At 64.4% G+C, this 22,799-nt stretch carries 23 protein-coding genes; 9 read left to right on the top strand and 14 right to left on the bottom strand.

Features of this window, described 5'->3' with window-relative positions; translation table 11 throughout:
- Positions 1–218 precede the first annotated feature (218 nt).
- Positions 219–671: a GNAT family N-acetyltransferase gene (locus DN387_RS12490; protein WP_054914953.1), complete on the top strand. Its 453-nt coding sequence runs from the start codon at positions 219–221 to the stop codon at positions 669–671.
- On the opposite strand, the gene def is transcribed toward DN387_RS12490, so the two are convergent.
- The 3 genes from def to DN387_RS12475 form a co-directional block, all read right to left on the bottom strand.
- The gene (gene def / locus DN387_RS12485; protein ID WP_043864175.1) at positions 623–1,162 is read right to left on the bottom strand and encodes a peptide deformylase; all 540 of its coding nucleotides are present in this window, start codon (positions 1,160–1,162) and stop codon (positions 623–625) included. The genes DN387_RS12490 and def overlap by 49 nt on opposite strands.
- On the bottom strand, positions 1,152–2,135 hold the full coding sequence (locus DN387_RS12480; protein ID WP_043864176.1) for a YihY/virulence factor BrkB family protein: 984 nt from the start codon (positions 2,133–2,135) through the stop codon (positions 1,152–1,154). Before DN387_RS12480 ends, def begins: the two co-directional genes overlap by 11 nt.
- A gap of 167 nt (positions 2,136–2,302) precedes the next feature.
- Complete coding sequence (locus DN387_RS12475; protein ID WP_043864177.1) at positions 2,303–2,494, bottom strand: CsbD family protein; 192 nt, start codon at positions 2,492–2,494, stop codon at positions 2,303–2,305.
- A 242-nt stretch (positions 2,495–2,736) separates the two neighbouring features.
- Here DN387_RS12475 and DN387_RS12470 point away from each other — a divergent pair, with 242 nt between their 5' ends.
- Positions 2,737–4,221: a nitrous oxide reductase family maturation protein NosD gene (locus DN387_RS12470; RefSeq protein ID WP_054914954.1), complete on the top strand. Its 1,485-nt coding sequence runs from the start codon at positions 2,737–2,739 to the stop codon at positions 4,219–4,221.
- Positions 4,222–4,353: 132 nt separating this feature from the next.
- Positions 4,354–4,737: a hypothetical protein gene (locus tag DN387_RS12465; RefSeq protein ID WP_043864179.1), complete on the top strand. Its 384-nt coding sequence runs from the start codon at positions 4,354–4,356 to the stop codon at positions 4,735–4,737.
- Here the strand turns inward: DN387_RS12465 and DN387_RS12460 are convergent, their stop codons facing one another.
- Positions 4,738–5,574: a S1 RNA-binding domain-containing protein gene (locus DN387_RS12460; RefSeq protein ID WP_043864180.1), complete on the bottom strand. Its 837-nt coding sequence runs from the start codon at positions 5,572–5,574 to the stop codon at positions 4,738–4,740. It lies immediately after the preceding gene.
- Positions 5,575–5,760: 186 nt separating this feature from the next.
- Here DN387_RS12460 and DN387_RS12455 point away from each other — a divergent pair, with 186 nt between their 5' ends.
- A complete protein-coding gene (locus DN387_RS12455; protein WP_236171545.1) occupies positions 5,761–6,549 on the top strand; it encodes a DUF6279 family lipoprotein in 789 nt (262 codons plus the stop codon).
- A gap of 76 nt (positions 6,550–6,625) precedes the next feature.
- Here the strand turns inward: DN387_RS12455 and aceK are convergent, their stop codons facing one another.
- On the bottom strand, positions 6,626–8,347 hold the full coding sequence (aceK, locus tag DN387_RS12450) for a bifunctional isocitrate dehydrogenase kinase/phosphatase (protein WP_043864182.1): 1,722 nt from the start codon (positions 8,345–8,347) through the stop codon (positions 6,626–6,628).
- A gap of 245 nt (positions 8,348–8,592) precedes the next feature.
- Here aceK and DN387_RS12445 point away from each other — a divergent pair, with 245 nt between their 5' ends.
- Entirely contained in the window at positions 8,593–9,498 is a 906-nt protein-coding gene (locus DN387_RS12445; RefSeq protein WP_054914956.1) for a DMT family transporter, read from the top strand.
- Here the strand turns inward: DN387_RS12445 and DN387_RS12440 are convergent.
- The 3 genes from DN387_RS12440 to cysK all read right to left on the bottom strand — a co-directional run bounded on the left by DN387_RS12440 (position 9,480) and on the right by cysK (position 12,833).
- Positions 9,480–10,379 carry a DMT family transporter gene (locus DN387_RS12440; RefSeq protein WP_054914957.1) on the bottom strand — a complete coding sequence of 300 codons (900 nt, stop codon included), beginning with the start codon at positions 10,377–10,379 and terminating at the stop codon, positions 9,480–9,482. The two genes, DN387_RS12445 and DN387_RS12440, sit on opposite strands and share 19 nt — an antisense overlap.
- 372 nt (positions 10,380–10,751) lie before the next feature.
- The gene (locus DN387_RS12435; protein WP_043864185.1) at positions 10,752–11,687 is read right to left on the bottom strand and encodes an aspartyl/asparaginyl beta-hydroxylase domain-containing protein; all 936 of its coding nucleotides are present in this window, start codon (positions 11,685–11,687) and stop codon (positions 10,752–10,754) included.
- A 171-nt stretch (positions 11,688–11,858) separates the two neighbouring features.
- Entirely contained in the window at positions 11,859–12,833 is a 975-nt protein-coding gene (gene cysK, locus DN387_RS12430; protein WP_043864186.1) for a cysteine synthase A, read from the bottom strand.
- 130 nt (positions 12,834–12,963) lie between these two features.
- On the opposite strand from cysK, the gene DN387_RS12425 reads away from it, so the two are divergent.
- The 3 genes from DN387_RS12425 (at position 12,964) to DN387_RS12415 (ending at position 16,257) form a co-directional block, all read left to right on the top strand.
- Entirely contained in the window at positions 12,964–14,037 is a 1,074-nt protein-coding gene (locus DN387_RS12425) for a DUF748 domain-containing protein (protein ID WP_054914958.1), read from the top strand.
- 177 nt (positions 14,038–14,214) lie between these two features.
- Entirely contained in the window at positions 14,215–15,060 is an 846-nt protein-coding gene (locus DN387_RS12420) for a MoxR family ATPase (RefSeq protein WP_043864188.1), read from the top strand.
- Positions 15,061–15,078: 18 nt separating this feature from the next.
- Positions 15,079–16,257, top strand: coding sequence for a VWA domain-containing protein (locus DN387_RS12415; protein WP_043864189.1), 1,179 nt, complete (start codon positions 15,079–15,081; stop codon positions 16,255–16,257).
- Positions 16,258–16,297: 40 nt separating this feature from the next.
- Here DN387_RS12415 and DN387_RS12410 read toward each other — a convergent pair whose 3' ends face one another.
- The 6 genes from DN387_RS12410 to DN387_RS12385 are packed head-to-tail and all read right to left on the bottom strand — an operon-like array spanning position 16,298 to position 20,530.
- Positions 16,298–17,218, bottom strand: coding sequence for a biotin-dependent carboxyltransferase family protein (locus DN387_RS12410; RefSeq protein ID WP_054914959.1), 921 nt, complete (start codon positions 17,216–17,218; stop codon positions 16,298–16,300).
- The gene (gene pxpB, locus DN387_RS12405; protein WP_054914960.1) at positions 17,215–17,910 is read right to left on the bottom strand and encodes a 5-oxoprolinase subunit PxpB; all 696 of its coding nucleotides are present in this window, start codon (positions 17,908–17,910) and stop codon (positions 17,215–17,217) included. The genes DN387_RS12410 and pxpB overlap by 4 nt, the downstream gene beginning before the upstream one ends.
- Complete coding sequence (locus tag DN387_RS12400) at positions 17,907–18,659, bottom strand: 5-oxoprolinase subunit PxpA (RefSeq protein ID WP_043864192.1); 753 nt, start codon at positions 18,657–18,659, stop codon at positions 17,907–17,909. Before DN387_RS12400 ends, pxpB begins: the two co-directional genes overlap by 4 nt.
- Before the next feature lie 44 nt (positions 18,660–18,703).
- Positions 18,704–19,225 (bottom strand): DUF2937 family protein, encoded by a 522-nt coding sequence (locus tag DN387_RS12395; RefSeq protein WP_054914961.1) that lies wholly within the window; start codon positions 19,223–19,225, stop codon positions 18,704–18,706.
- Between the two features lie 12 nt (positions 19,226–19,237).
- Positions 19,238–20,014, bottom strand: coding sequence for a class II glutamine amidotransferase (locus DN387_RS12390; RefSeq protein WP_043864194.1), 777 nt, complete (start codon positions 20,012–20,014; stop codon positions 19,238–19,240).
- A 24-nt stretch (positions 20,015–20,038) separates the two neighbouring features.
- Positions 20,039–20,530, bottom strand: a complete 492-nt coding sequence (locus DN387_RS12385) for a hypothetical protein (protein WP_043864195.1) — start codon at positions 20,528–20,530, stop codon at positions 20,039–20,041.
- An 84-nt stretch (positions 20,531–20,614) separates the two neighbouring features.
- On the opposite strand from DN387_RS12385, the gene DN387_RS12380 reads away from it, so the two are divergent.
- Positions 20,615–22,666, top strand: a complete 2,052-nt coding sequence (locus DN387_RS12380; RefSeq protein ID WP_054914962.1) for a S9 family peptidase — start codon at positions 20,615–20,617, stop codon at positions 22,664–22,666.
- The last annotated feature ends 133 nt before the right edge of the window (positions 22,667–22,799 follow it).

Raw genomic sequence — 22,799 nt, 5'->3', positions numbered from 1 at the left:
AGTTGTCATATCAACGAATGGACATAACACGAAGTACCGATCCCGTTACGCTTCTAGTTGCTGGGATGGGTCAAGTTTATAAGGTTGCGAAGGTGGTTGAAGCCCGAAGCCAGACATTCACTGTTACCGCCTCGGTAACAATAACCGCACGACAAGCCCTCGACAGCCTACCCAAGCCCGTGTAAAAGCCCGTGCCAGAGCCCTTGCTGGAAACCGCCGTGAGTGAAATACGCTACAGCCTGCTAAGCGCTGCCGAGCGCCCTTTGCTGAACAAATTCTATCGCGCCGAAGGTACGGCCATGCGTGCCAGTGCCAAGGGCGAGGCCTGGGTGGCGCGTGCGGGTGAGCTTGTCGCCGCAGTGAACATGAGCGCGGTAACCGAGGGGTTCTGGCTGACCGGCTTGCTGGTGGCACCCGCCTGGCGCGGCCGGCGCATTGCACGACAACTGATCGAGCATGCCTGCGCCGGCAAGCCGGGCACGGTGTGGCTGTTCTGCCACCCGGACCTGCTGGCCTTCTACCAGCCACTGGGGTTCAGCCCTGCCGGCGCACTGCCGCTGCAGCTCAATGAGCGCCTGGCGCGCTATCAGCGCAGCAAATCGTTGATCGCGTTGGCGCGGGATCAGTCGTCGCTGGCCGGGTCCAGCCCCGGGAACAGCACCTCGGTATAACCGAACTTGCTGAAGTCATGAATGCGCGAGGGGTACAGGCGACCGATCAGGTGATCGCATTCGTGCTGCACCACCCGCGCATGAAAACCCTCTGCCGAGCGCTCGATGGGCTGGCCCTGCGGGTCGACCCCGCTGTAGCGAATGTGCCGGTAGCGGCTGACCACGCCGCGCAGGCCGGGCACCGACAGGCAGCCCTCCCAGCCATCCTCGACCTCGGTGCCCACCGGGGTGATCACCGGGTTGAGCAGAATGGTCTGCGGCACGGGCTCGGCATCCGGGTAGCGCTCGCTACGCTCGAAGCCGAAGATCACCAGTTGCAGGTCGACCCCGATCTGCGGCGCCGCCAGCCCCACGCCGCCCACGTGCTGCATGGTGTCGAACATGTCGGCAATCAGCTGCTCCAGCTCGGCAGTGCCGAACAGGCGGGCCGGTACGGGCGGTGCAACGCGCAACAGGCGCTCGTCGCCCATCTTCAGGATGTCACGAATCATGCGGGGCTCGGCTCACGGGTTCAGGCGCGGAATCGGACGGGATGGAGTGATCGCGCCCCAACCCGGAAACATGCTTTTTATCATGTTCCGGCGCATCGTCGTCGGGCATTTCCTTCTCGCCAGGGTCCTTGCCTTCGGCCGACATGTGCTCGATCACCGCATTCATCTCCGCCCCCAGCAGCAATACTGCGGCAGAAATATAGAAGTACAGCAACAGCACGATGATCGCACCGATGCTGCCGTACATCGCGTTGTAGTCGGCAAACGTCTTGACGTAGTAGCCAAACCCCAGCGACGCGATGATCCACACCACCACCGCCAGTACCGAGCCGGGGGTGATGAAGCGAAATTCCTGCTCCACATCGGGCATCACGTAATAGATCAATGCCACCGCCACCATCATCAGGATGATGATGGCCGGCCAGCGCAGAATGGTCCACAGCGTGACGATGAACTCCTGCATGCCTACCTGCGAGGCGATCCATTCCATCACCTGCGGGCCGAGCACCATCAAGGCGGCGGCGGCCAGCAGCATGCCGGCGATTCCGACGGTATACAGCACCGAGAGCGGGATGCGCTTCCACACCGGGCGCCCTTCCACCACGTCATAGGCGGCGTTCATCGCGCTCATCATCAGGCGCACGCCCGCCGACGCGGTCCACAGGGCGATCACGATACCTACCGAGAGCAGCCCGCCCTTGGATTGCTGCAACTGGTCGATCACCGGGTTGACCTGCTCCAGCGCCTGGGGCGGCAACACCAGTTCCGACTGCAGGCGCAGCCAGGTGAAGAAGTCGGGCAGATGCAGAAACCCGATCAGGGCGATCAGGAACAGCAGGAAGGGGAACAGCGAAAACAGCATCTGGTAGGCCAGGGCCGACGCATAGGTGGACATCTCGTCATCGAGAAACTCGCTTACCGTGCGCACCAGAACACGATGCAACGGCAGGCCGTGCAAGTTGGGGAAAATCATAGCGTCTCCTTTCGCCGCTCCACTGTCATAGGCAGTAATCCAAGCGTTGGGGGGGTGTTTTACCTGACGGTAGTCTAGTAGACCACGTCTGTGAGGTTACGATTGATTGCCACAGACAGCAGAACGGCCACCCGAAGATGGCCGTTATCGGCTACACGCGCAGCCGGTCAGGGCTTTTTCACAGCATCCTTGACCGCATCCTTGGCCTTGCCCACTGCCTGCTGGGTTTCGCCCTTGACTTCCTGGGCCTTGCCCTCGGCGCGCAGTTTATCGTTATCGGTCACCTTGCCCACGCCTTGCTTGATGTTGCCTACCGCTTCGTTGGCCAAGCCTTTTGCTTTGTCCGAAGTGCTGCTCATGGCATTTCTCCTGAAGGGGAACAGATAGCTGTCAGTGTCGACAGTCAATGGACCCGCCCGCTTCTGCGAGAGTTTCAAATATTTTTGTGCGGTGTGGATTCCCACAATGGATAAACAGCGGGCGAATATCGCACCCAATCGTGCCTGGCCTGCGCCAGGGGCTGTCGGCTTTGCCTAGAATCGGGCACCAGCGCCCTGCAGCCCGGGCGCGATAAAAACAACAGACACAGCGATCACTACCCATGCGTATCTCCCCCTTGCTGGCAGCCCTGCTGCTGGCCGTACCTGCCCATGCCCTGCACGCAGCACCTGCCGTACAGCCCGCCGCCCTGACCACCCTGGTGGTCGATCGCTATGCCGACGACGAACAGCCCGGCAGCCTGCGCTGGGCCATCGAGCGCAACAACCAGGCGCCCGGCGCCTACCGGATCGAGATCCGCCCGGTCGGCCAGCCGCCCTACGTGATCAAGCCCGCTTCGGCCCTGCCGCCGATTCTCGGCCCGGTCAGCCTCGAAGGTGCGGCCTGGAAGCGCAGCGGCGAGTACATCGCCATCGACGGTTCGGCCTATATCGTCGGCAACGGCACGCGCGCATGCCCTGGCGCCGTGCCCGGACAGTTCGGCACCAATGTGCGCACCACCACCGGCCCGGGGCTGGTGATACGCGATACCCAGGGCGTGGAGATTTCCGGCCTGGATGTGCGTAATTTCTGCATCGGCATCCTGGTCAACCGCGCCAGCCACAACGTCATCCAGGACAACCGCATCACCGCCAACAAGGGTGGCGCCGGCATCATGCTGACCGGCGACGACGGCCAGGGCAATTCGACCGCCACCACCACGGTGAACAACAAGGTGCTGCGCAACCAGCTGGTGGACAACGGCGACGGCCTGGAGCTGACCCGCGGCGCGGCGTTCAACCTGGTGGCCGACAACCTGTTTCGCTCCACCCCGGCCAACGCGGAGCCCTCCCAGGGCATCGAGATCCTGTGGGGCAATGACAACACGGTGGTGCGCAACCGCTTCGAGGACTATTCCGACGGTCTGCAGATCAACTGGGGCCAGCGCAATTACCTGGGGGCCAACACCTTTACCGGCAACTCCATTGGCGTGAGCGTCAGCGGTGCGGGCAACATCCTCGATGGCAACCTGATCCACGGCAACCGCATCGGCGTGGCGCTGCGCCCGGAGCCGACCTCCACCAGCAACCGCCTGACCGCCAACCGCATCTGGAACAACAGCCAGGATATCCGGCGCTGCGAAGCGGGCGGTTCGTGCGTGCCCGATCAGCGCACCGGTGCCATCGTGTTTTCGGTGCCGGCGCTGGAGCATGCGATCTATGTGGGCTCGCGTGGCATCGGTGTCGACCCGTCGGGCACCAACCGGGCGATCATCTGCACCGACAAGGCCGCACCGCAGGGTTGCCAGCCGGTACCCAATCACGATCAGGCGGCCCCGCTGCTCAAGGCAGTCAAAGGTGACCGCTTGCTGGGCCAGGTGAGTGGCGAGCCCGACAGCCTGTTGCGGGTGGAGGTGTTCGGCAATGCTGACTCAAAGGCCGGTGAAGCGGAGCAGTATCTGGGCGAAGTGATGGTGGCGACGGATGCCAAGGGTCAGGCGCAGTTCGAGTATGTATTGCCGCAAGCAGATGGGCTGCAGGCGTTCACCGCGACGGTCACCCGGTCCGACGGGGCCACCTCGGAGTTGAGCAAGGCGCTGGCACGCTGAGGACCGCGGGGTGGCCATTCGTCGGCAGGGATCGTCTGCGAATGGTCGGCCCTGTCAGCAGGCCCCGCTTTAGTTTTCAGCGCAATCCCAGCACAATGGCCGACCTTTCAAGCGTCACCCGTAGGAACCTGCATGAAACTCGACAAACCCACCGCCATCGCCCGTCGCAACCAGGCGCTGGAACGCCCTGTGCTCAACAGCGACAACACCCTGTTTGCCGTGCTCGATACCAAGCGCAGCCTGTGGTGGTTCGATGTGCCGGTGAAGCTGGTGCTGCCCAAGAGCGTGGCCGACTGGGTCAACCTGCTGCTCTACACCCCGGAGACCGACCAGTTGCAGCACCTCAAGGTGCCGGTCAACTTCCTGCGCGCGCACCTGGAGAAGATGGAAGTACGCAAGCCGGGCAAGCGTCGCTCGACCATCAGCCTGGCGCTGAGCGCCGACCGCGACTCGCTGCTGCAGGACTTGCGTCCAGGCGGCGAAAACCTGAGTTTTGCCGCCTTCGTGCAGGTCTGATCAGACCAGTTCGATGCGGTCGGCGTGAATCACGATGCGCCCGTCCTTGTACAGGGCGCCGATCGCTTTCTTGAAGTTGCCCTTGCTCACCCCGAACAGGTCGCTGATCACCTGCGGGTCGCTCTTGTCGCTGACCGGCAGCACGCCGTTGGCGGCCTTGAGCTTGTCGAGGATCTTGTCGTTCAGCGTGCTGGCCAGGGCCTGGCCGACCGGCTGCAGGCTCAGGGCGATCTTGCCGTCGCTGCGCAGCTCCTTGATGTAGCCCTTCTCCTGCTTGCCCGAACGCAAGAACTTGAACACTTCGTTCTTGTGGATCAGGCCCCAGTGCTTGTTGTTGATGATGGCCTTGAACCCCATCGGGGTTTCCTCGACCACCAGCAGGTCGACTTCCTGGCCCACGCTGTAGTTGGCCGGCAGCTTGTCGAGGTAGCGGTCCAGGCGCGCGGTGGCGGTGATGCGCCGGGTGCGCTTGTCGAGGTAGGCATGCACCACGCAGTACTCGCCCGCCTTCATCTGGCGTTTTTCTTCGGAGTACGGCATCAACAGGTCCTTGGGCAGGCCCCAGTCGAGGAAGATGCCGATGCTGTTGATTTCCACCACCTTGAGGCTGGCGAACTCGCCCACCTGCAGTTTGGTCTTCTCGGTAGTGGCGATCAGCTTGTCTTCGCTGTCGAGGTAGACGAAGACGTTGAGCCAGTCCTCGACCTCGGTGGGCGTGTCCTTGGGGATGTAACGGTTGGGCAGCAGGATCTCGCCGTCCGCCCCGCCGTCCAGGTACAGACCGAAATCCGTGTGCTTGACCACTTGCAAAGTGTTGTAACGCCCAACTAAAGCCATTTGCTGAAATCCTCGTTGCGAGGCTGGCATTCTACACGCTACGGGAACCGCCAGGCGCGCCGTTGTTCTATAAACACAAGCACGCCCCTGCAAGGATATGCACCCATGGATGCCTGCCTGTCCACGTTGTTTCGCTGCCTTTCGCTGCTGGTGCTGTCGACGCTGCTGCTGGTCGGCTGCAACCGCATGGACCTCGCCTACCGCAACCTCGATGTACTGGTGCCCTGGTCGCTGAGCGACTACCTGAGCATGAATCGCCAGCAGAAAGGCTGGCTGGACGAACGACTCAAGGCGCACCTGGCATGGCATTGTCGTACACAGCTGCCGGGCTATCTGACATGGCTGGGCGATATTCGACAGATGGTCGCGCACAACGAGGTCACCGACGCGCAGCTAAGGCTGCGCACCGAGCAGGCCAAGCAGGCCATCGCCGAGGTGGCCGACCAGATCATGCCGTCGGCCACGCAGCTGCTGCGCGGCATGGACGACGAACAGGTCAGCGACATGCGCGAGGCGTTTGCCGAAGACATTCGCGAGCGCGAGGCCAAGTATGTGAAGACGCCGCTGGCCAGGCAGATCGAGCAGCGCCAGCAGCGCATGGAAAAACGCCTGACGCCATGGCTGGGCGAACTGAACCCGCAGCAGCGCCTGCGCGTGGCGCAGTGGTCACAGGCGTTGGGCGAACAGAACCGTCAGTGGATCGCCAACCGCGCACACTGGCAGGCGCAGTTCACTGCGGCGATGGAGCAACGGCGCAGCGAGGCATTCGAACCAAGGCTGGAACAACTGCTCAAGCAGCGCGAAAGCCTGTGGACGCCGGAGTACCGCATGGCCTACCAGCGTACCGAACAGGAGGCGCGCAGCCTGCTGGTGGACCTGATGGCGCAGAGCAGCGAGCAGCAACGTCAGCACCTGCAGGGCAGGCTGGCCAAGGTGCAGCAGGACTTCAGCAAGCTCAAGTGCCTGCAATCCTGAACCGATTCGCCGGCAAGGCCGGCTCCTACAGGCGCGACGCGCTTCCCCTTGGCGCCGGCAAGGCCGGCGAAGCTGCTCAGTTCTCCCGGCACTTGCGCCGGTACGGGAACACATCGATCACCTTCCCCTCCCGTATCGCCGCCTGCAGCCCCTTCCAGTAATCGGCGTCATACAACTCGCCATGCAGCTGGCTGAACAGGCGCCGCTGGCCGATATCGGCAAACAGAAACGGCGGGAACTCCTCGGGGAACACGTCCAGCGGCCCGATCGAGTACCACGGCTCGCTGGCCATCTCGTCCTCGGGGAAACGCGGCGGCGGGATATAGCGGAAGTTGGCTTCGGTCAGAAAGCAGATCTCGTCATAGTCATAGAACACCACCCGCCCATGCCGGGTAACGCCAAAGTTCTTCAGCAGCATGTCGCCGGGGAAGATGTTCGCCGCCGCCAATTGCTTGATCGCCAGCCCGTAGTCCTCCAGCGCCTCGCGCACCTGGGCCTCGTTGGCGTTTTCCAGGTACAGGTTCAGCGGGGTCATGCGCCGCTCGGTCCAGCAGTGGCGGATAAGCACCGTGTCGCCCTCCACCACCACGGTCGACGGCGCCACTTCCAGCAGCTCGGCCAGGCACTCGGGCTCGAACTTGCCCAGCGGGAAGCGAAAGTCGGCGAACTCCTGGGTATCGGCCATGCGCCCCACGCGGTCGACGCTCTTTACCAGGCGGTACTTCTCGATGACCGTGGCGCGGTCGACACTCTTGGACGGCGAGAAGCGGTCCTTGATGATCTTGAACACGGTGTTGAAGCCCGGCAGGGTGAACACGCTCATGACCATGCCGCGCACGCCGGGGGCCATGATGAAGCGGTCATCGGTACTGGCCAGATGATTGATCAGCGCCCGGTAGAACTCGGACTTGCCGTGCTTGTAGAAACCGATGGAGGTGTACAGCTCGGCGATGTGCTTGCCCGGCAGGATGCGCTTGAGAAAGCCCACGAACTCGGCCGGCACCGGCACATCGACCATGAAGTACGAGCGAGTGAACGAGAAGATGATCGACACATCGGCTTCATCGGTGATCAGCGCATCGATTTCGATGCCGTGGCCTTCGTGGTGCAGCAGCGGAATCACCAGCGGCCACTGTTCATCGTGGGTGAACAGCCGGCCCACCAGGTAGGCCCCCTTGTTGCGATAGAGCACCGAGGAAAACAGCTCCACCTGCAGTTGCGGGTCCTTGCACACCCAATCGGGCAGGTTCTCGCGCAACTGCGCCTCCAGGCGCGCCAGGTCGCCGGGCAGGTCGGCGAAGGGCACCGCGAAGGCGTAGTCGGCGAAGACCTGCGCGAGCATCTCGCCCAGCCCGCCCTGGGGACGGTAGGTGCGGGTCTGCGCGGCGCGCTCATGGGCGCGCAGTGCCGGGCGCGTGGTATGGATGAACATGCAGCCGTCGCTGATCAGGTCATGGCTGAACAGGCTGCAGAAGATCGAGTTGTACCAGGTTTCGGAAAGCTCATCGTCCAGGCGCGGGTCGATCAGGCTGATGTAGGCGCTCTTGACCAGCGGCCAGAACGTCGCATCCAGCAGAACCTCGGGCTCGAAAGCGCCGGCCAGCCAGCCGCTGACCTCGCTGACCTTTTCCTCGTAGAGATTGATACGTGCCGCCGAGGCCGTCTGGATCTGCTGCCATTGCGCGAGCTCGAAGCGTTGGCGTGCCCCGTCGGTGATCTGGCGAAAGTGCTCACGGTAGCTGTCGAAGCCATCGAGAATCATCCGGGCGATGGCGGCGGCCGGCCATTGTTGGGGCATGGGTAAGACCTCTGCGGGAATTTCAAAGACCTGAGCTTAGCCAGTCACGCAAGGCTGCGATAGCCTACTTAGGAACCGTTTCGCGCCCTTCGCCGGCAAGGCCGGCTCCTACAGATACCGCCCCCACAGCAGGAGCCAGCGGTGCTGGCGAAAGCGCCCGAATTGACACCGCAAGAAAGCGAGAGAGCCCACCCTGGCTTTTACCGTAAACTCCCGCCCCTGCCCCTGTTACCCGGAGAACCCCCGTGAGCCCCATCGCCATCACCCGACTGTTGATTCTCGCTGCCGTGTGGGGGGCCAGTTTTCTGTTCATGCGCATCATTGCGCCGGTGCTGGGCACCCTGCCCACCGCCTTCTTTCGCGTCTCCATCGCCTGCGCCGGGTTGCTGGTGATTCTCGCCCTGCTGCGCGTGCGCTGGGACTTCCAGGGCAAACTCAAGGCCTGCCTGTTTCTGGGCATGATCAACTCGGGAATACCCGCAACGCTCTACTCGGTGGCCGCACAGGTGCTGCCCGCCGGCTACTCGGCGATCTTCAACGCCACCACGCCGCTGATGGGCGTGCTGATCGGCGCGCTGTTCTTTCGCGAGGCCATGACCCTGCCCAAGCTGGGCGGCATCTTCCTGGGCCTGTTCGGGGTCGGGATTCTCAGTGGCGCGGGGCCGGTGGCCTTCGACGCCAGGCTCATGCAGGGCGCCCTCTCGTGCCTGGCGGCCACCACCTGCTATGGCTTCTCGGGGTATCTGGCGCGGCGCTGGCTCGACCAGCAGGGCGGCCTGGACAGTCGCCTGTCGGCGCTGGGCAGCATGATGGGCGCCACCTTGCTGTTGCTGCCGCTGTTCGGCTTCAGCGTGATCACCCAGCCACCTGCCAGCTGGGGCGGCTGGCAGGTGTGGTTGTCGCTGCTGGGGCTGGGCCTGTTGTGCACCGCCTTCGCCTACATCCTGTACTTTCGCCTGATCAGCGAAATCGGCCCGGTAAAATCCACCACCGTGACCTTCATGATCCCGGCCTTCGGCGTGCTGTGGGGCGCGTGGCTGCTGGACGAGCCCCTGTCGATGGCGCACCTGTATGGCGGGCTGCTGATTGCCGTGGCCTTGTGGCTGGTGCTCAAGCCGGCCCGCCAGGCCCGTCAGCTGGCCAGCGACTGATCCACCGTGTCAGGCTTGGTCGCGGGCTTGCGGAACACGAACAGCAGGCCCACCACGATCAAGCCCATGCCCAGCAGGCTCAAGGCCGCCAGGCGATTGCCGAAGATCAGGTAGTCCATCACCGCCGTCACCGCCGGCACCAGGTAGAACAGGCTGGTGACATTGACCAGGTTGCCCTTGGCGATCAGCCGGTACAGCAGCAAGGTCGCCAGCAACGACACCACCAGGCCCATCCACAGCACCGAGAACACAAAGCTGGCATTGGGGTTGACCGCCAGCGGCTGGAACGGTGCAAACAGCGCGCACATCAGCAGGCCCGCCAGGTACTGCAAGGGCAGCGTGCCCACCGGGTTGCTGGTGATGCGCTTCTGCATGATCGAGCCGAACGTCATGCTGGCCAGCGCCAGCAGCGCGAACAGCATGCCCGCCAGCGAGATGCCGCCCAGGCCGATGCCCTGGTACACCACCATCACCAGCCCGATCAGCCCCAGGCTCAGGCCGAACAGCCGGCTGAACGAACGCTTGCGCTCCATCAGCACCACCGTGAGGATCGGCTGCACGCCCATCACGGTGGCCATGATGCCGGGCGTCACCTTCAGGTCCAGCGCCAGCAGGTAGAAGATCTGGTAGGCACCGAGCAGCACGCAGCCGGTGGCGATGGCTTGCAGCAACGGGCCGCGACCGCGTGGCCAGTGCAGGCGCAGCAACGGGCCGAGCAGCAGCAGGCCGACAAAGGCAATCGCAAAGCGGATCAGCAGAAAGGCAAAGGGCGAGGCCTGCGCCAGGCCGAGCTTGGAGACGATGGCGCCGCTGCTCCAGAGCAGGACGAACAGGCTGGTGGTGGCCGCCGAGGCCACGGATTGTTTCGAGATAACTGACATGAAATGCCACCTGTATTCGGGCAAGTAAGCCGAACGGTCGAGCTGCGCGGTGCAGCCGGCCGTATTCAGTAGGGTTCAGGTGTGGTGGGGGCGCAGCCAGTGGCCGCTCAGCCCAGCACTACAACCACGCCGGGTGGTGCGACAACGCACGCCACGGGGCTACTGACAGGTGGAGGGTAGTGACTGATCATGACCGGCTGCTGGGACCCACGCACGACCACGACCGCGTCGGGCGCGGTAGCGAATACGGTGGTGGGGCGGGAAGCTGGCATGTGCAGGTCTTCGGTGAGGTGAACTGTGGGTGAATATAGCCACACTCGCGACACGGTGCAAGGCCCGCCCCGGCAGGGGCCAACCTTGCACCGAGTGTGGTCAGAACAGCCAGCGGTACAGCAGGTAAGCAACCAGCACCGCCAGCACCGGGCGCAGCACGCGGTAGGCCTTGGGGTTGGCGCGCTTGAAGGTCTTGACCCGGCTGCTGATCACGGTACTGAAGCGTTTGCTCCAGGCATACGCCTGGTTGATGCCGCCCACGCGCTCGTCGTCGGTGTTCTGCGGCGCGGTGGCCCGGCCCAGGAAGGCACTGACCTTGCGGTTGATGCGGGTCATCAGCGGGCTGGTCAGCGGTCGCTCGATATCGCAGAACAGGATCACCCGGGTGGTCTCGGTTTCGTTCTTCACCCAGTGCACGTAGGTTTCATCGAACATCACGTCTTCGCCATCGCGCCAGGCATACACCTGGCCGTCGACATAGATGCGGCAGTCGTCCGAGTTCGGCGTGGACAGCCCCAGGTGATAGCGCAGCGAACCGCCGAACGGGTCGCGGTGCGGGTTCAGGTGGCTGCCGCCCGGCAGCAGGGCGAACATCGCGCCCTTGACGTTGGGGATGCTGTTGACCAGCTCGACGGTGCGGGGGCACAGCGCCTCGGCCGATGGCAGCGCCTTGTCGTACCACTTCAGGTAGAAGCGCTTCCAACCCTTCTTGAAGAACGAACCGAAGCCGGCATCGTTGTCTTTTTCGGCGGCGCGGATGTAGCCCTCGTCGAACAGGTGCATGGCCTCCTCGCGGATCACCTGCCAGTTGTCCTTGAGCACGTCCAGCTCGGGGAAGCGGCTACGGTCCAGGTAGGGCTTGGAAGGCACCCCGGAAAACAGGTACATCAGGGCGTTATAGGGGGCGAACAGCGCCGAATGGTTGACGAACTGGCGCAACACGGGCAAACGCGCCTTGCCGCGCAGGTGCACGTACAGGGTGCTGCCGAAGAACAGCAGCAGTACACCTGCCTTGGCGACAAAGGAAAAGGTCATGCAACACTCCTTGAATTTCGATCAGGCCATCGCTGCCGGATAATCGGACATGATAAACCGATCCGGCCCCGGTAAAAACAACCGGGGCCGGACATTCAGTGTTGGCAATTGTGCAACAACGCAGTGCGCCGAACATTGAGGCGGATCAGCCTCGGTGGAGCCTGGCGGTGGTTACTGCTGGTTTTCCTGCTCGGTGAACAGGTCGCTGAAGAGCATGCTCGACAGGTAGCGCTCGCCCGAATCGGGCAGGATCACCACGATGGTCTTGCCCTGCATTTCCGGCTTTTCGGCCAGGCGTACCGCCACGGCCATCGCCGCGCCACAGGAGATACCGCACAGGATGCCTTCCTCCTGCATCAGGCGCAGGGCCATGGCCTTGGACTCCTCGTCGCTGGCCAGCTCGACCTGGTCGACCATCGACAGGTCCAGGTTGTTGGGTACGAAACCTGCGCCGATGCCCTGGATCTTGTGCGGGTTGGGCTTGATTTCCTGGCCGGCCAGGGCCTGGGTGATCACCGGAGACACCAGCGGCTCGACCGCCACCGACAGAATCGGCTTGCCCTGGGTGTTCTTGATGTAGCGCGACACACCGGTGATGGTGCCGCCGGTGCCCACGCCGGCAACCAGCACATCGACCCCGCCGTCGGTGTCGTTCCAGATTTCCGGTCCGGTGGTCTTCTCGTGAATGGCCGGGTTGGCCGGGTTGTCGAACTGCGCCGGCATGAAGTAGGTGGCCGGATCGCTGGCTACGATTTCGGCGGCCTTCTCGATCGCGCCCTTCATGCCCTTGGCAGGCTCGGTCAGCACCAGCTCGGCGCCCAGCGCCTTGAGTACCTTGCGCCGCTCGATGCTCATCGAGGCCGGCATGGTCAGCATCAGCTTGTAGCCGCGCGCAGCGGCCACGAAGGCCAGGCCGATACCGGTGTTGCCCGAGGTCGGCTCGACGATGGTCATGCCCGGCTTGAGCCGGCCGCTGCTTTCGGCGTCCCAGATCATGTTCGCGCCGATCCGGCACTTGACCGAATAGCCGGGGTTGCGCCCCTCGATCTTGGCCAGGATGGTCACGCCCCGCGGGGCGATGCGGTTGATCTGCACCAGCGGCGTGTTGCCGATGGAGTGCGCGTTGTCAGCGAAGATACGGCTCATGGCTTGGGTCCTTTTGGCACCGTGCGAAAACTTCAAGGGTATGCCTGCCCCTGCGGTGCGTCCACCCCGAACGAACCGATGCGCCCGTGCGGCGGTCAACCGATCATCCTCAATCACGGAACCCACGCTGATGAAACGCCGCTACCGCTGGCCCCTGTGGGGGCTGCTGGGCATTGCACTGTTGCTGCTGGCCCTGCACCTGACGCTGCCGATCCTGGTACGCAACTACCTGAACGAAAAGCTCGCCGACATGGGCGACTACCGCGGCCAGGTCACCGATGTCGACCTGGCCCTGTGGCGGGGTGCCTACAAGATCAACGGCCTGACCATCGTCAAGACCACGGGCAAGGTGCCGGTGCCGTTTCTGGAGGCGCCGCTGATCGACCTGTCGGTGAGCTGGCATTCACTGTGGTACGACCATGCCGTGGTGGCCGAAGTGACCTTCCTGCGCCCGAAACTGAACTTCGTCGATGGCGGCAACACCCAGGCGTCGCAGACCGGTAAGGGCACCGACTGGCGCGCGCAGCTGAGCAAGCTGCTGCCGATCACCCTCAACGAGCTGCGCATAGACGACGGCACCCTGACCTTTCGCAACTTCAATTCCAAACCGCCGGTCAGCCTTGAAGCGACCCAGCTCAACGCCAGCGTCTACAACCTGACCAACGTGGTGGACGTCGAAGGCAAGCGCGACGCCCGCTTCGAGGGCAAGGCCCGGCTGCTGGGCGACGCGCGGGTGGAAAGCACGGCCACCTTCGACCCGCTGAGCAACTTCGAGGACTTCCAGTTCCGCCTGCGCGCCACCGGCATCCAGCTGCGCCAGATGAACGACTTTGCCAGCGCCTACGGCAAGTTCGACTTCAATGCCGGGCACGGCGACGTGGTGATCGAGGCCGAGGCGAACAAGGGCCAGCTCAAGGGCTACATCAAGCCGTTGTTGCGCGATGTCGAAGTGTTCAACTGGCAGCAGGACGTGGAGAACAAGGACAAGGGGTTTCTGCGCTCGATCTGGGAAGCCCTGGTGGGCGGTACCGAAACGGTGCTCAAGAACCAGCGCAAGAACCAGTTCGCCACGCGCGTGGAGCTCAGCGGCAGCGTGCATCACAGCGATATCAGCGCGTTCGAGGCGTTTTTGCAGATTCTGCGCAACGGCTTCGTGCAGGCATTCAATGCGCGGTATGAACAGGGGCCGCCGAAAGCTGACTGATCCATGGCGGTACTGGCCCTTTCGCTGGCAAGCCAGCGACGAGGCCAGGCCTGCCACCCCGGTTCCATGACCAATCATCCACAGACTGAATACCCCGTCCGCGTTCACAGCCACGCAAGCCCCGCGTTATAGTCGTCGCATGATAGTCACCGCATGACCATTTTTGAGGATCGGTACATGAAGTTCGAAGGCACCAGCGCATACGTCGCCACAGATGACCTGAAACTGGCCGTCAACGCGGCGATCACCCTGGAGCGCCCGCTGCTGGTCAAGGGCGAACCCGGCACCGGCAAGACCATGCTCGCCGAGCAACTGGCCGAAGCCTTCGGTGCCAAGCTGATCACCTGGCACATCAAGTCCACCACCAAGGCCCACCAGGGCCTCTACGAGTACGATGCGGTCAGCCGCCTGCGCGACTCGCAGCTGGGCGTGGACAAGGTGCACGACGTGCGCAACTACCTGAAAAAGGGCAAGTTGTGGGAGGCCTTCGAAGCCGAGGAGCGGGTCATCCTGCTGATCGACGAAATCGACAAGGCCGACATCGAGTTCCCCAACGACCTGCTGCAGGAACTCGACAAGATGGAGTTCTACGTCTACGAGATCGACGAGACCATCAAGGCCAAACAGCGCCCGATCATCATCATTACCTCCAACAACGAGAAGGAACTGCCCGACGCCTTCCTGCGTCGCTGCTTCTTCCACTACATCGCCTTCCCCGATCGCGCCACGCTGCAGCAGATCGTCGACGTGCACTACCCCAACATCAAGCAGGACCTGGTCAGCGAGGCGCTGGACGTGTTCTTCGACGTGCGCAAGGTGCCGGGCCTGAAGAAAAAACCCTCCACCTCCGAGCTGGTCGACTGGCTCAAGCTGCTGATGGCCGACAACATCGGCGAAGCGGTATTGCGCGAGCGCGACCCGACCAAGGCCATCCCGCCGCTGGCCGGTGCGCTGGTCAAGAACGAGCAGGACGTGCAGTTGCTGGAGCGCCTGGCGTTCATGAGCCGGCGCGGCAACCGCTGAGCCAACGGGGTCATTGCCATGCTGCTGAACCTGTTCAATGAAATGCGCGCGGCCAAGGTGCCGGTGTCGGTACGCGAGTTGCTCGACCTGCTCAATGCCTTGAAGCAGCGGGTGATCTTCGCCGACATGGACGAGTTCTACTATTTGGCGCGCGCCATCCTGGTCAAGGACGAGCGCCACTTCGACAAGTTCGACCGGGCCTTCTCGGCCTACTTCAAGGGCCTTGAAAACCTCGACCACCACCTGGAGGCGCTGATCCCCGAAGACTGGCTGCGCAAGGAATTCGAGCGCTCCCTGACGGATGAAGAGCGTGCGCAGATCCAGTCCCTGGGCGGTCTGGACAAGCTGATCGAAGCGTTCAAGAAACGCCTGGAAGAACAGAAGGAACGCCATGCCGGCGGCAATAAGTGGATCGGTACCGGCGGTACCAGCCCGTTCGGCTCGGGCGGCTTCAACCCCGAGGGCATTCGCGTGGGCGATGCCGGCAAGCGCCAGGGCAAGGCGGTCAAGGTATGGGACCAGCGCGAGTACAAGAACCTTGACGACGGGGTGGAACTGGGCACGCGCAACATCAAGCTGGCCTTGCGCCGGCTGCGCAAGTTCGCCCGTCAGGGCGCGGCCGAAGAGCTGGATATCGACGGCACCATCGACCACACCGCGCGCGATGCCGGGCTGCTCAACATCCAGATGCGTCCGGAGCGGCGCAACAGCGTGAAGTTGCTGCTGCTGTTCGACATCGGCGGTTCGATGGACGCCCACGTGAAGATCTGCGAAGAGCTGTTTTCGGCCTGCAAGACCGAGTTCAAGCACCTGGAGTACTACTACTTCCACAACTTCGTGTACGAGTCGGTGTGGAAGAACAACCTGCGCCGCACCTCCGAGCGCACCTCGACCATGGACCTGCTGCACAAGTACGGCGCCGACTACAAGGTGGTGTTCGTGGGCGATGCGGCCATGGCGCCCTACGAGATCACCCAGCCCGGTGGCAGCGTGGAGCACTGGAACGAGGAAGCCGGGTATGTGTGGATGCGCCGCTTCATGGAGAAATACAAGAAGCTGATCTGGATAAACCCCTACCCCAAGGACACCTGGGGCTATACGGCCTCGACCAACATCGTGCGCGAGCTGGTCGAGGACCGGATGTTCCCGCTGACCTTGCGCGGGCTGGAGGAAGGGATGCGGTTTCTGTCCAAATAGCGGTGAACCCTTCGCCGGCCTTGCCGGCGAAGAGGCCCTGTCAGTCGGCAAACCTCTGCAGATAAACCTGCTGCTCTCGCCATGCCATCTCCTGCACCACGGCCCGCAACCGCACCACACGCCCCGGCAGCAACTGCGCCAGGCCGGCCAGCGCCAGCGGGGTCAGCGCCCCCAATCGCGGATAGCCGCCAATCGTCTGCCGATCATTGAACAACACGATCGGCTGTCCATCCGGCGGTACCTGCACCGCGCCCAGCGGTATCCCCTCCGAGATCATCGGTTGCCCCTGATACTGCAACGCCGGGCCCAGCAGGCGCATGCCCATGCGGTCGGCGCGGGTGTCCAGGGTCCAGTCGCGGTTGAAGGCATCGAACAGGCTCTGCCCGGCAAACTCGCCGATCTGCGCCCCCATCACCAGGTCCAGCACGGTGCAGGTACCAGGCACGGGTCGAAGCCCTTCGGGCACCTCACGCACACCCGGCGCGTTGCCGGCGTAGCCCAGGCACTCGCCTCGGGCCAATGCTCTGCCCAGTCCCGTCAGCCCGCCCAGCTCCTCGCGCACCACCGTAGCGCAACTGCCCAGCACCTGCGGCGCAGCGAATCCCCCTGGCGCCGCCAGGTAGGCCCGCACACCCTGCAGCGGCTGGGTGAACTGCAGGCGCTGCCCCTTGGCCATCACGAAATTGCGCCACGGCGCCAGCGGCTGGTCGTCGAGCCGTGCGCCCAGGTCAGCACCGGCCAGTGCCAGGCAGCACGCCTGCTCGGCCACCAGCGTCAGCCCGCCCAGGGTGATCTCCACCACCGCCGCCTGCGGTGCATTGCCCAGCAGCCAGTTGGCCCAGCGCATCGATACCCAGTCCAGACCACCGCCCTGGGTCACGCCCAGGTGGCGCACGCCAAAGCGCCCGGCATCCTGCAACAGGCACAGCGGCGTGCTGGCCTCGATCAGCAAGCGGCTCACGGCGACACCTGCAGGGGCGTGTCGTCGCCGCCGAGTGCAAGGAATTCGGCACGGTCCACCGCCACGAAGCGCACCCGGTCGCCCGGCTGCAGCAGGCTGTAGCCCTCGCGCTGGCGATCGAACAGGCGGCTGGGGGTACGCCCGATCAGGTTCCAGCCCCCGGGCGACACCGCCGGGTAGGCCGCCGTCTGGCGCTCGGCGATGCCCACACTGCCGGCTGCCACGCGCTTGCGCGGGGTGGCCAGGCGCGGCGCGGCCAGCGCCTCCTCGACCAGCCCCATGAACGCGAAACCCGGGGCGAAGCCAAGGGCGAACACCTGGTACTCGCGCGTGCTGTGGCGGCGGATCACCCCCGCCACGGAGTCGCCGCTGCGCTGCGCCAGCAAGGCCAGCTCGGGCCCGACGCTGGGGTCGTACCACACCGGAATGTCGTGGCGCTGCCCTGCCCCGCCCTCGTCGGGGCGAAGACCTTCGAGCGCCTGCGCGATACGCTCGCGGGCCTGGGTGGGCGACAGGTCGAAATGCACCATCACGGTGGTGTACGACGGCACCAGATCGATCAGCTGCGCCGCAAAGGCTGCACGCAGACGCTGGGTGGCAGCGAGCATCCAGGGCATGTTGGACTCATCGATCGCATCGAACAGGCGCACCATCAGGCAATCGACAGCAACCACCTCGACGCGCCACTTCATGGCGCCGCCTGCGCATCGAGAGCCTGACGAATCTGCCGCACCGCAGCCACCGAGCTGGCATTGTCGCCATGCACACACAGCGTATGGGCCTGCAGGCGCAGTGCGCTGCCATCACTGGCAACCAGCGGTTCGCCCCGTGCCAGGCGCAGGGCCTGCTCGACGATCAGGGCCGGGTCGTGGTGCACGGCACCGGGCAGACGCCGCGACAGCAGGCGTCCGGCGGGGTCGTAGGCACGGTCGGCAAAGGCCTCGAACCACAACGTGACGCCATATTCGTCACCCAGTGCCTGGGCCGCACGATTGTCGGCCGTGGCCATCAGCATCAGCGGCAGGCTGCGGTCGTAGGCGGCCACCGCCTCGATCACCGCACGCAGCTTGCCCGGCTCGGCCATCATGTCGTTGTACAGCGCCCCGTGGGGTTTGACGTAGGCCACCTGGGTCTTCTGGGTGCGGCAGATACCGTCCAGCGCGCCGATCTGGTAATGCAGCAGGTCGCGAATCTCTTCATTGCTGCAGGCCATCGAGCGGCGCCCGAAACCGGCCAGGTCCTGGTACGCCGGGTGCGCCCCCACCAGCACGCCCCCGGCCACGGCCAGCGCCACGGTGGTGCGCATGATGCCCGGGTCGCCAGCATGAAAACCGCAGGCGATGTTGGCGCAATCGATAAAGGGCATCACTTCGGCATCCAGCCCCATGCTCCAACTGCCGAAACTTTCACCCATGTCGCAATTGAGTAGCAGGCGGCTCACGCGCGTTGCTCCTGTGTCGGGTGGGGGGGCGGCCCGGAGGCCGTCTAGCGCCAGCTCGGCTCCACCGGCTTGCGCCGACCGCCGAGGATCGCCCAGCCGATCAGCATCAGCAGGCTCTCGATCACCAGTGCCAGCAGCATGGCGCTGGCCAGGCCCCAGGCCATCGCCTCGGGCGCCAGCAGGATCTGGTAGCTGTAGCCCTTGAGGGTTTCCTCGCGCAAGGCCGGATCGGCCGCCACCAGTACGTGCCAGGTGCGTACCAGCCACGGGCGCTGCAGGGTCTGCCACTCTTCTTCGAGCAGGCGATTGCGCGCCACCAGGCTGTCGATGCTGTCGGCATCGCTGTTGAACACCGGGTCGTCGCTGGCACGGTAGTGACGTACCAGCGCCTGCAGGTCGCCATTGAAAAAGCGCTGCGCGGTCTGGTTGAAGCCCTTGAGGCCCTCGCGCGATTCGAGCAGGTGCGCCTCGACCCGCTGGGTATAATCGTTGATCAGCCCGGGGATTTGCACACCGACCAGCAGGCCGAAGGTAAACAACAGCAAACGCAGGTAACTTCTGAACATGAAGGCTGATCCTTAGCTGGCCTGACCCTGGGCAATGCATTCACCGCGCCGCCACAGGCCCCACTGGCCAGGCTCGTAGCGGTGCCAGATCTCGTCTTCGGTCAAGGCCTCGGTGGCAATGACGGTGACCACGTCGTTGGGCGTGGTCTCGGCCTGGAAGTCGACGATCATGTCCACGTCCTTGAGCCGCGCCGGGCCGAACGGTGCGCGCCGGGTGATGTGTACCAGCTTGGTCGAACAGAAGCAGAACAGCCAGTCGCCATCGCTGAGCAGGCAGTTGAACACGCCCTTGCCACGGAACTCGGCGCAGGCCTGCACCAGCACCGGGATCAGCTCCTCGACCTCGACCGGTTCGGGGAATGCCTCGCGGATGCGGTTGAGCAGGTCGCAGAAGGCGGCCTCGCTGTCGGTATCGCCCACCGGGCGGTAGAAGGTGCGTTGCCCCTGGAAGTCGCCCAGCTGGCCGTTGTGTGCGAAGCACCAGTTGCGCCCCCACAGTTCGCGCACGAACGGGTGGGTGTTGGACAGGCACACCTTGCCAACGTTGGCCTGGCGAATGTGGCCGATGACCACCTCGCTCTTGATCGGATAACGCTGCACCAGGTTGGCGACTTCCGACTCGCAGCTGGCCGCCGGGTCCTGGAACAGGCGCAGGCCACGGCCTTCATAGAAGCCGATGCCCCAGCCGTCACGGTGCGGCCCGGTACGTCCGCCACGCTGCATCAGCCCGGTGAAGCTGAACACGATATCGGTAGGGACATTGGCGCTCATGCCCAGTAATTCACACATGCAGGGGTCGCTCCAGGGCGGATCTTACAAACGCGGTTCGAGGCGCTCGCGGCTGCCGCCGGCGGGTGCTTCAGGGGGTTCGCTGCGGTAGCGGTCACGGCTGTCGGCGGCGAACGGCTGGTCGTCCAGCGGCTCGTCGGCATCGCGCCTGGCGGCGGCTTCGGCAGCGGCGCGGCGGGCCTTGGCACGGCGCTCCAGCGGCCAGCGCAGCAGCACGAACACGCCATACAGGATGAACGCGATCATGCCGTACATGGCCAGGTCGGACGCGGCGCGCAGCACGTTGTTGCCGACCTTGAAGGCCAGGTCCAGGGCAGTGATGGCAATGGCCGGGGCGAACTTCTCCTTCACCGGGTCGATGATGGTCGGGGTCAGCAGCAGCACTGCCATGATCACCCGCAGCGGCTCGCGCAACCAGCGCCACATCCACGCGGTCAGGCGAAAGCCCACCAGCAGGCAACCCAGGGCGGCCAGGGCATAGAGTCCCCAGGCGAGCAGATAATCGTTCTCGGTCATGGCGTCCGTGGCAAGCTAGGCAAATAGATGCTTATGATAACGACTTTTCAGCGCGCAGGCGCGCCCCAGCAAAGAGAACCCCGCATGTCCGCAGCTGCCAACGCCCCCCAAGCCCCGATCGCCCGCCAGGATGCCGGCACCGATCCCTATGCCTGGTTGCAGGCCCGGGACACCCCCGAGGTGCTGGCCTACCTGAACGCGGAAAACGCCTATCAGGAGGCGCAACTGGCCGACCAGGCCGGGTTGCGCGAGCAGCTGTTCGAAGAGATCCGTGGCCGCATTCTCGAAACCGACCTGTCGCTGGCCTCGCCCTGGGGCCCCTACCTTTACTACACCCGCACCACCGCCGGCGACGAGTACCCGCGTCATTACCGCTGCCCACGCCCGGCAGACGATTCGCCGACGGTCGATGAAAGCCGCGAAGAGCTGCTGCTGGACCCCAACCTGCTGGCCGCCGGTGGCTTCCTCAGCCTGGGCGCCTTCAACATCAGCCCCGACCACCAGCGCCTGGCCTACAGCCTGGATACCAGCGGCGACGAGGTCTACACCCTGTACGTCAAGGACCTGGCCAGCGGCGCGGTCGAGCAGTTGCCGTTCGAAGACTGCGACGGCAGCATGACCTGGGCCAACGACAGCCAGACGCTGTTCTTCGCCGAACTGGACGACACCCACCGCCCGCACCGGCTGATGCGTCATCGCCTGGGCACCCAAGGGGCGGTGAAGGTGTTCGAGGAGGCCGACGGTCGCTTCTTCCTGCACTGCTACCGCGCCAGCTCCGAGCGCCAGCTGATCCTGCTGCTCAACAGCAAGACCACCAGCGAGGCCTGGGTACTGGATGCGCACACCCCGGAACAGGCGTTCACCTGCCTGGCACCACGGGTCGAAGGCCATGAGTACTACCCTGACCATGGCCAGTTGAACGGCCACTGGCACTGGTTCATCCGCAGCAACCAGCAAGGCATCAATTTCGCCCTGTTCCACGGCCCGGCCGACACCCTGCCAACCCACGAGCAGTGGCAGGTGCTGGTGCCGCACCGCGACACCGTGATGCTCGAGGGGCTGACCCTGAACGCCAGCGCCCTGACCCTGAGCCTGCGCGAGGGCGGCCTGCCGATCATCGAGGTGCGCCCCCACGGCCTGCCCACCTACCGCGTCGAGCTGCCGGATGCAGCCTACAGCCTGTACGTGCAGGACAGCCTGGAGTTCGACAGCCCACGCATCCGCCTGCGCTACGAGGCGCTGAACCGACCTGCGCAGGTACGCCAGCTGACGCTTGCCGATGGTCAGCAGCAGGTGCTCAAGCAGACCCCGGTGCTCGGCCCGTTCGACCCCGACGCCTACGTCAGCCAGCGCCTGTGGGCCACCGCCGGCGACGGCACGCAGGTACCGATCAGCCTGGTTCAGCGCCGTGAGGACCTCGGCAAGCCGGTGCCGCTGTACCTGTACGGCTACGGTGCCTACGGCGAAAGCCTGGACCCGTGGTTTTCCCATGCGCGCCTGAGCCTGCTGGAGCGCGGCGTGGCCTTCGCCATTGCCCACGTGCGCGGCGGCGGCGAACTGGGCGAGGCCTGGTACCGGGCCGGCAAGCAGGAGCACAAGCCCAACACCTTCAGCGACTTCATCGCCTGCGCCGAACACCTGATCGCCACCGGCGTGACCGATGCCGAGCACCTGGCGATCAGTGGCGGCAGTGCCGGCGGGCTGCTGATCGGTGCGGTGCTCAACCAGCGTCCCGAGCTGTTCAAGGCGGCGATTGCCGAGGTGCCGTTCGTCGACGTGCTCAACACCATGCTCGACCCCGATCTGCCGCTGACCGTCACCGAGTATGACGAGTGGGGCAACCCGCAGGAGCCCGAGGTGCACGCGCGCATCAAGGCGTATGCGCCCTACGAGAACGTGAAGGCCCAGGCCTACCCTGCCCTGCTGGTGGTGGCCGGTTACAACGACAGCCGCGTGCAGTACTGGGAGGCGGCCAAGTGGGTGGCCAAGCTGCGCGTGCACAAGACCGATGACAACCTGCTGCTGCTCAAGACCGAGCTGGGCGCCGGGCATGGCGGCATGAGCGGGCGCTACCAGGGGCTCAAGGACGTGGCACTGGAGTACGCGTTCGTATTTAAAGTGCTGGGCCTGGTGTAATTCAGGATTTCTGTTGTCTGAATCAGCAATTCGCCGGCAAGGCCGGCTCCTGCAAGCTATGCACTGGCCATTGCAGGAGCCGGCCTTGACGGCGAAAACCAGACACCACAAACCTCCAAGAAAAAGACCAACC

Source organism: Pseudomonas sp. FBF18 (assembly GCF_024261405.1).
GTDB classification, from domain to species: domain Bacteria; phylum Pseudomonadota; class Gammaproteobacteria; order Pseudomonadales; family Pseudomonadaceae; genus Aquipseudomonas; species Aquipseudomonas palmensis.
The sequence above is the reverse complement of the archived record's forward strand: the minus strand, read 5'-3'. Positions and strand labels throughout refer to the sequence as shown.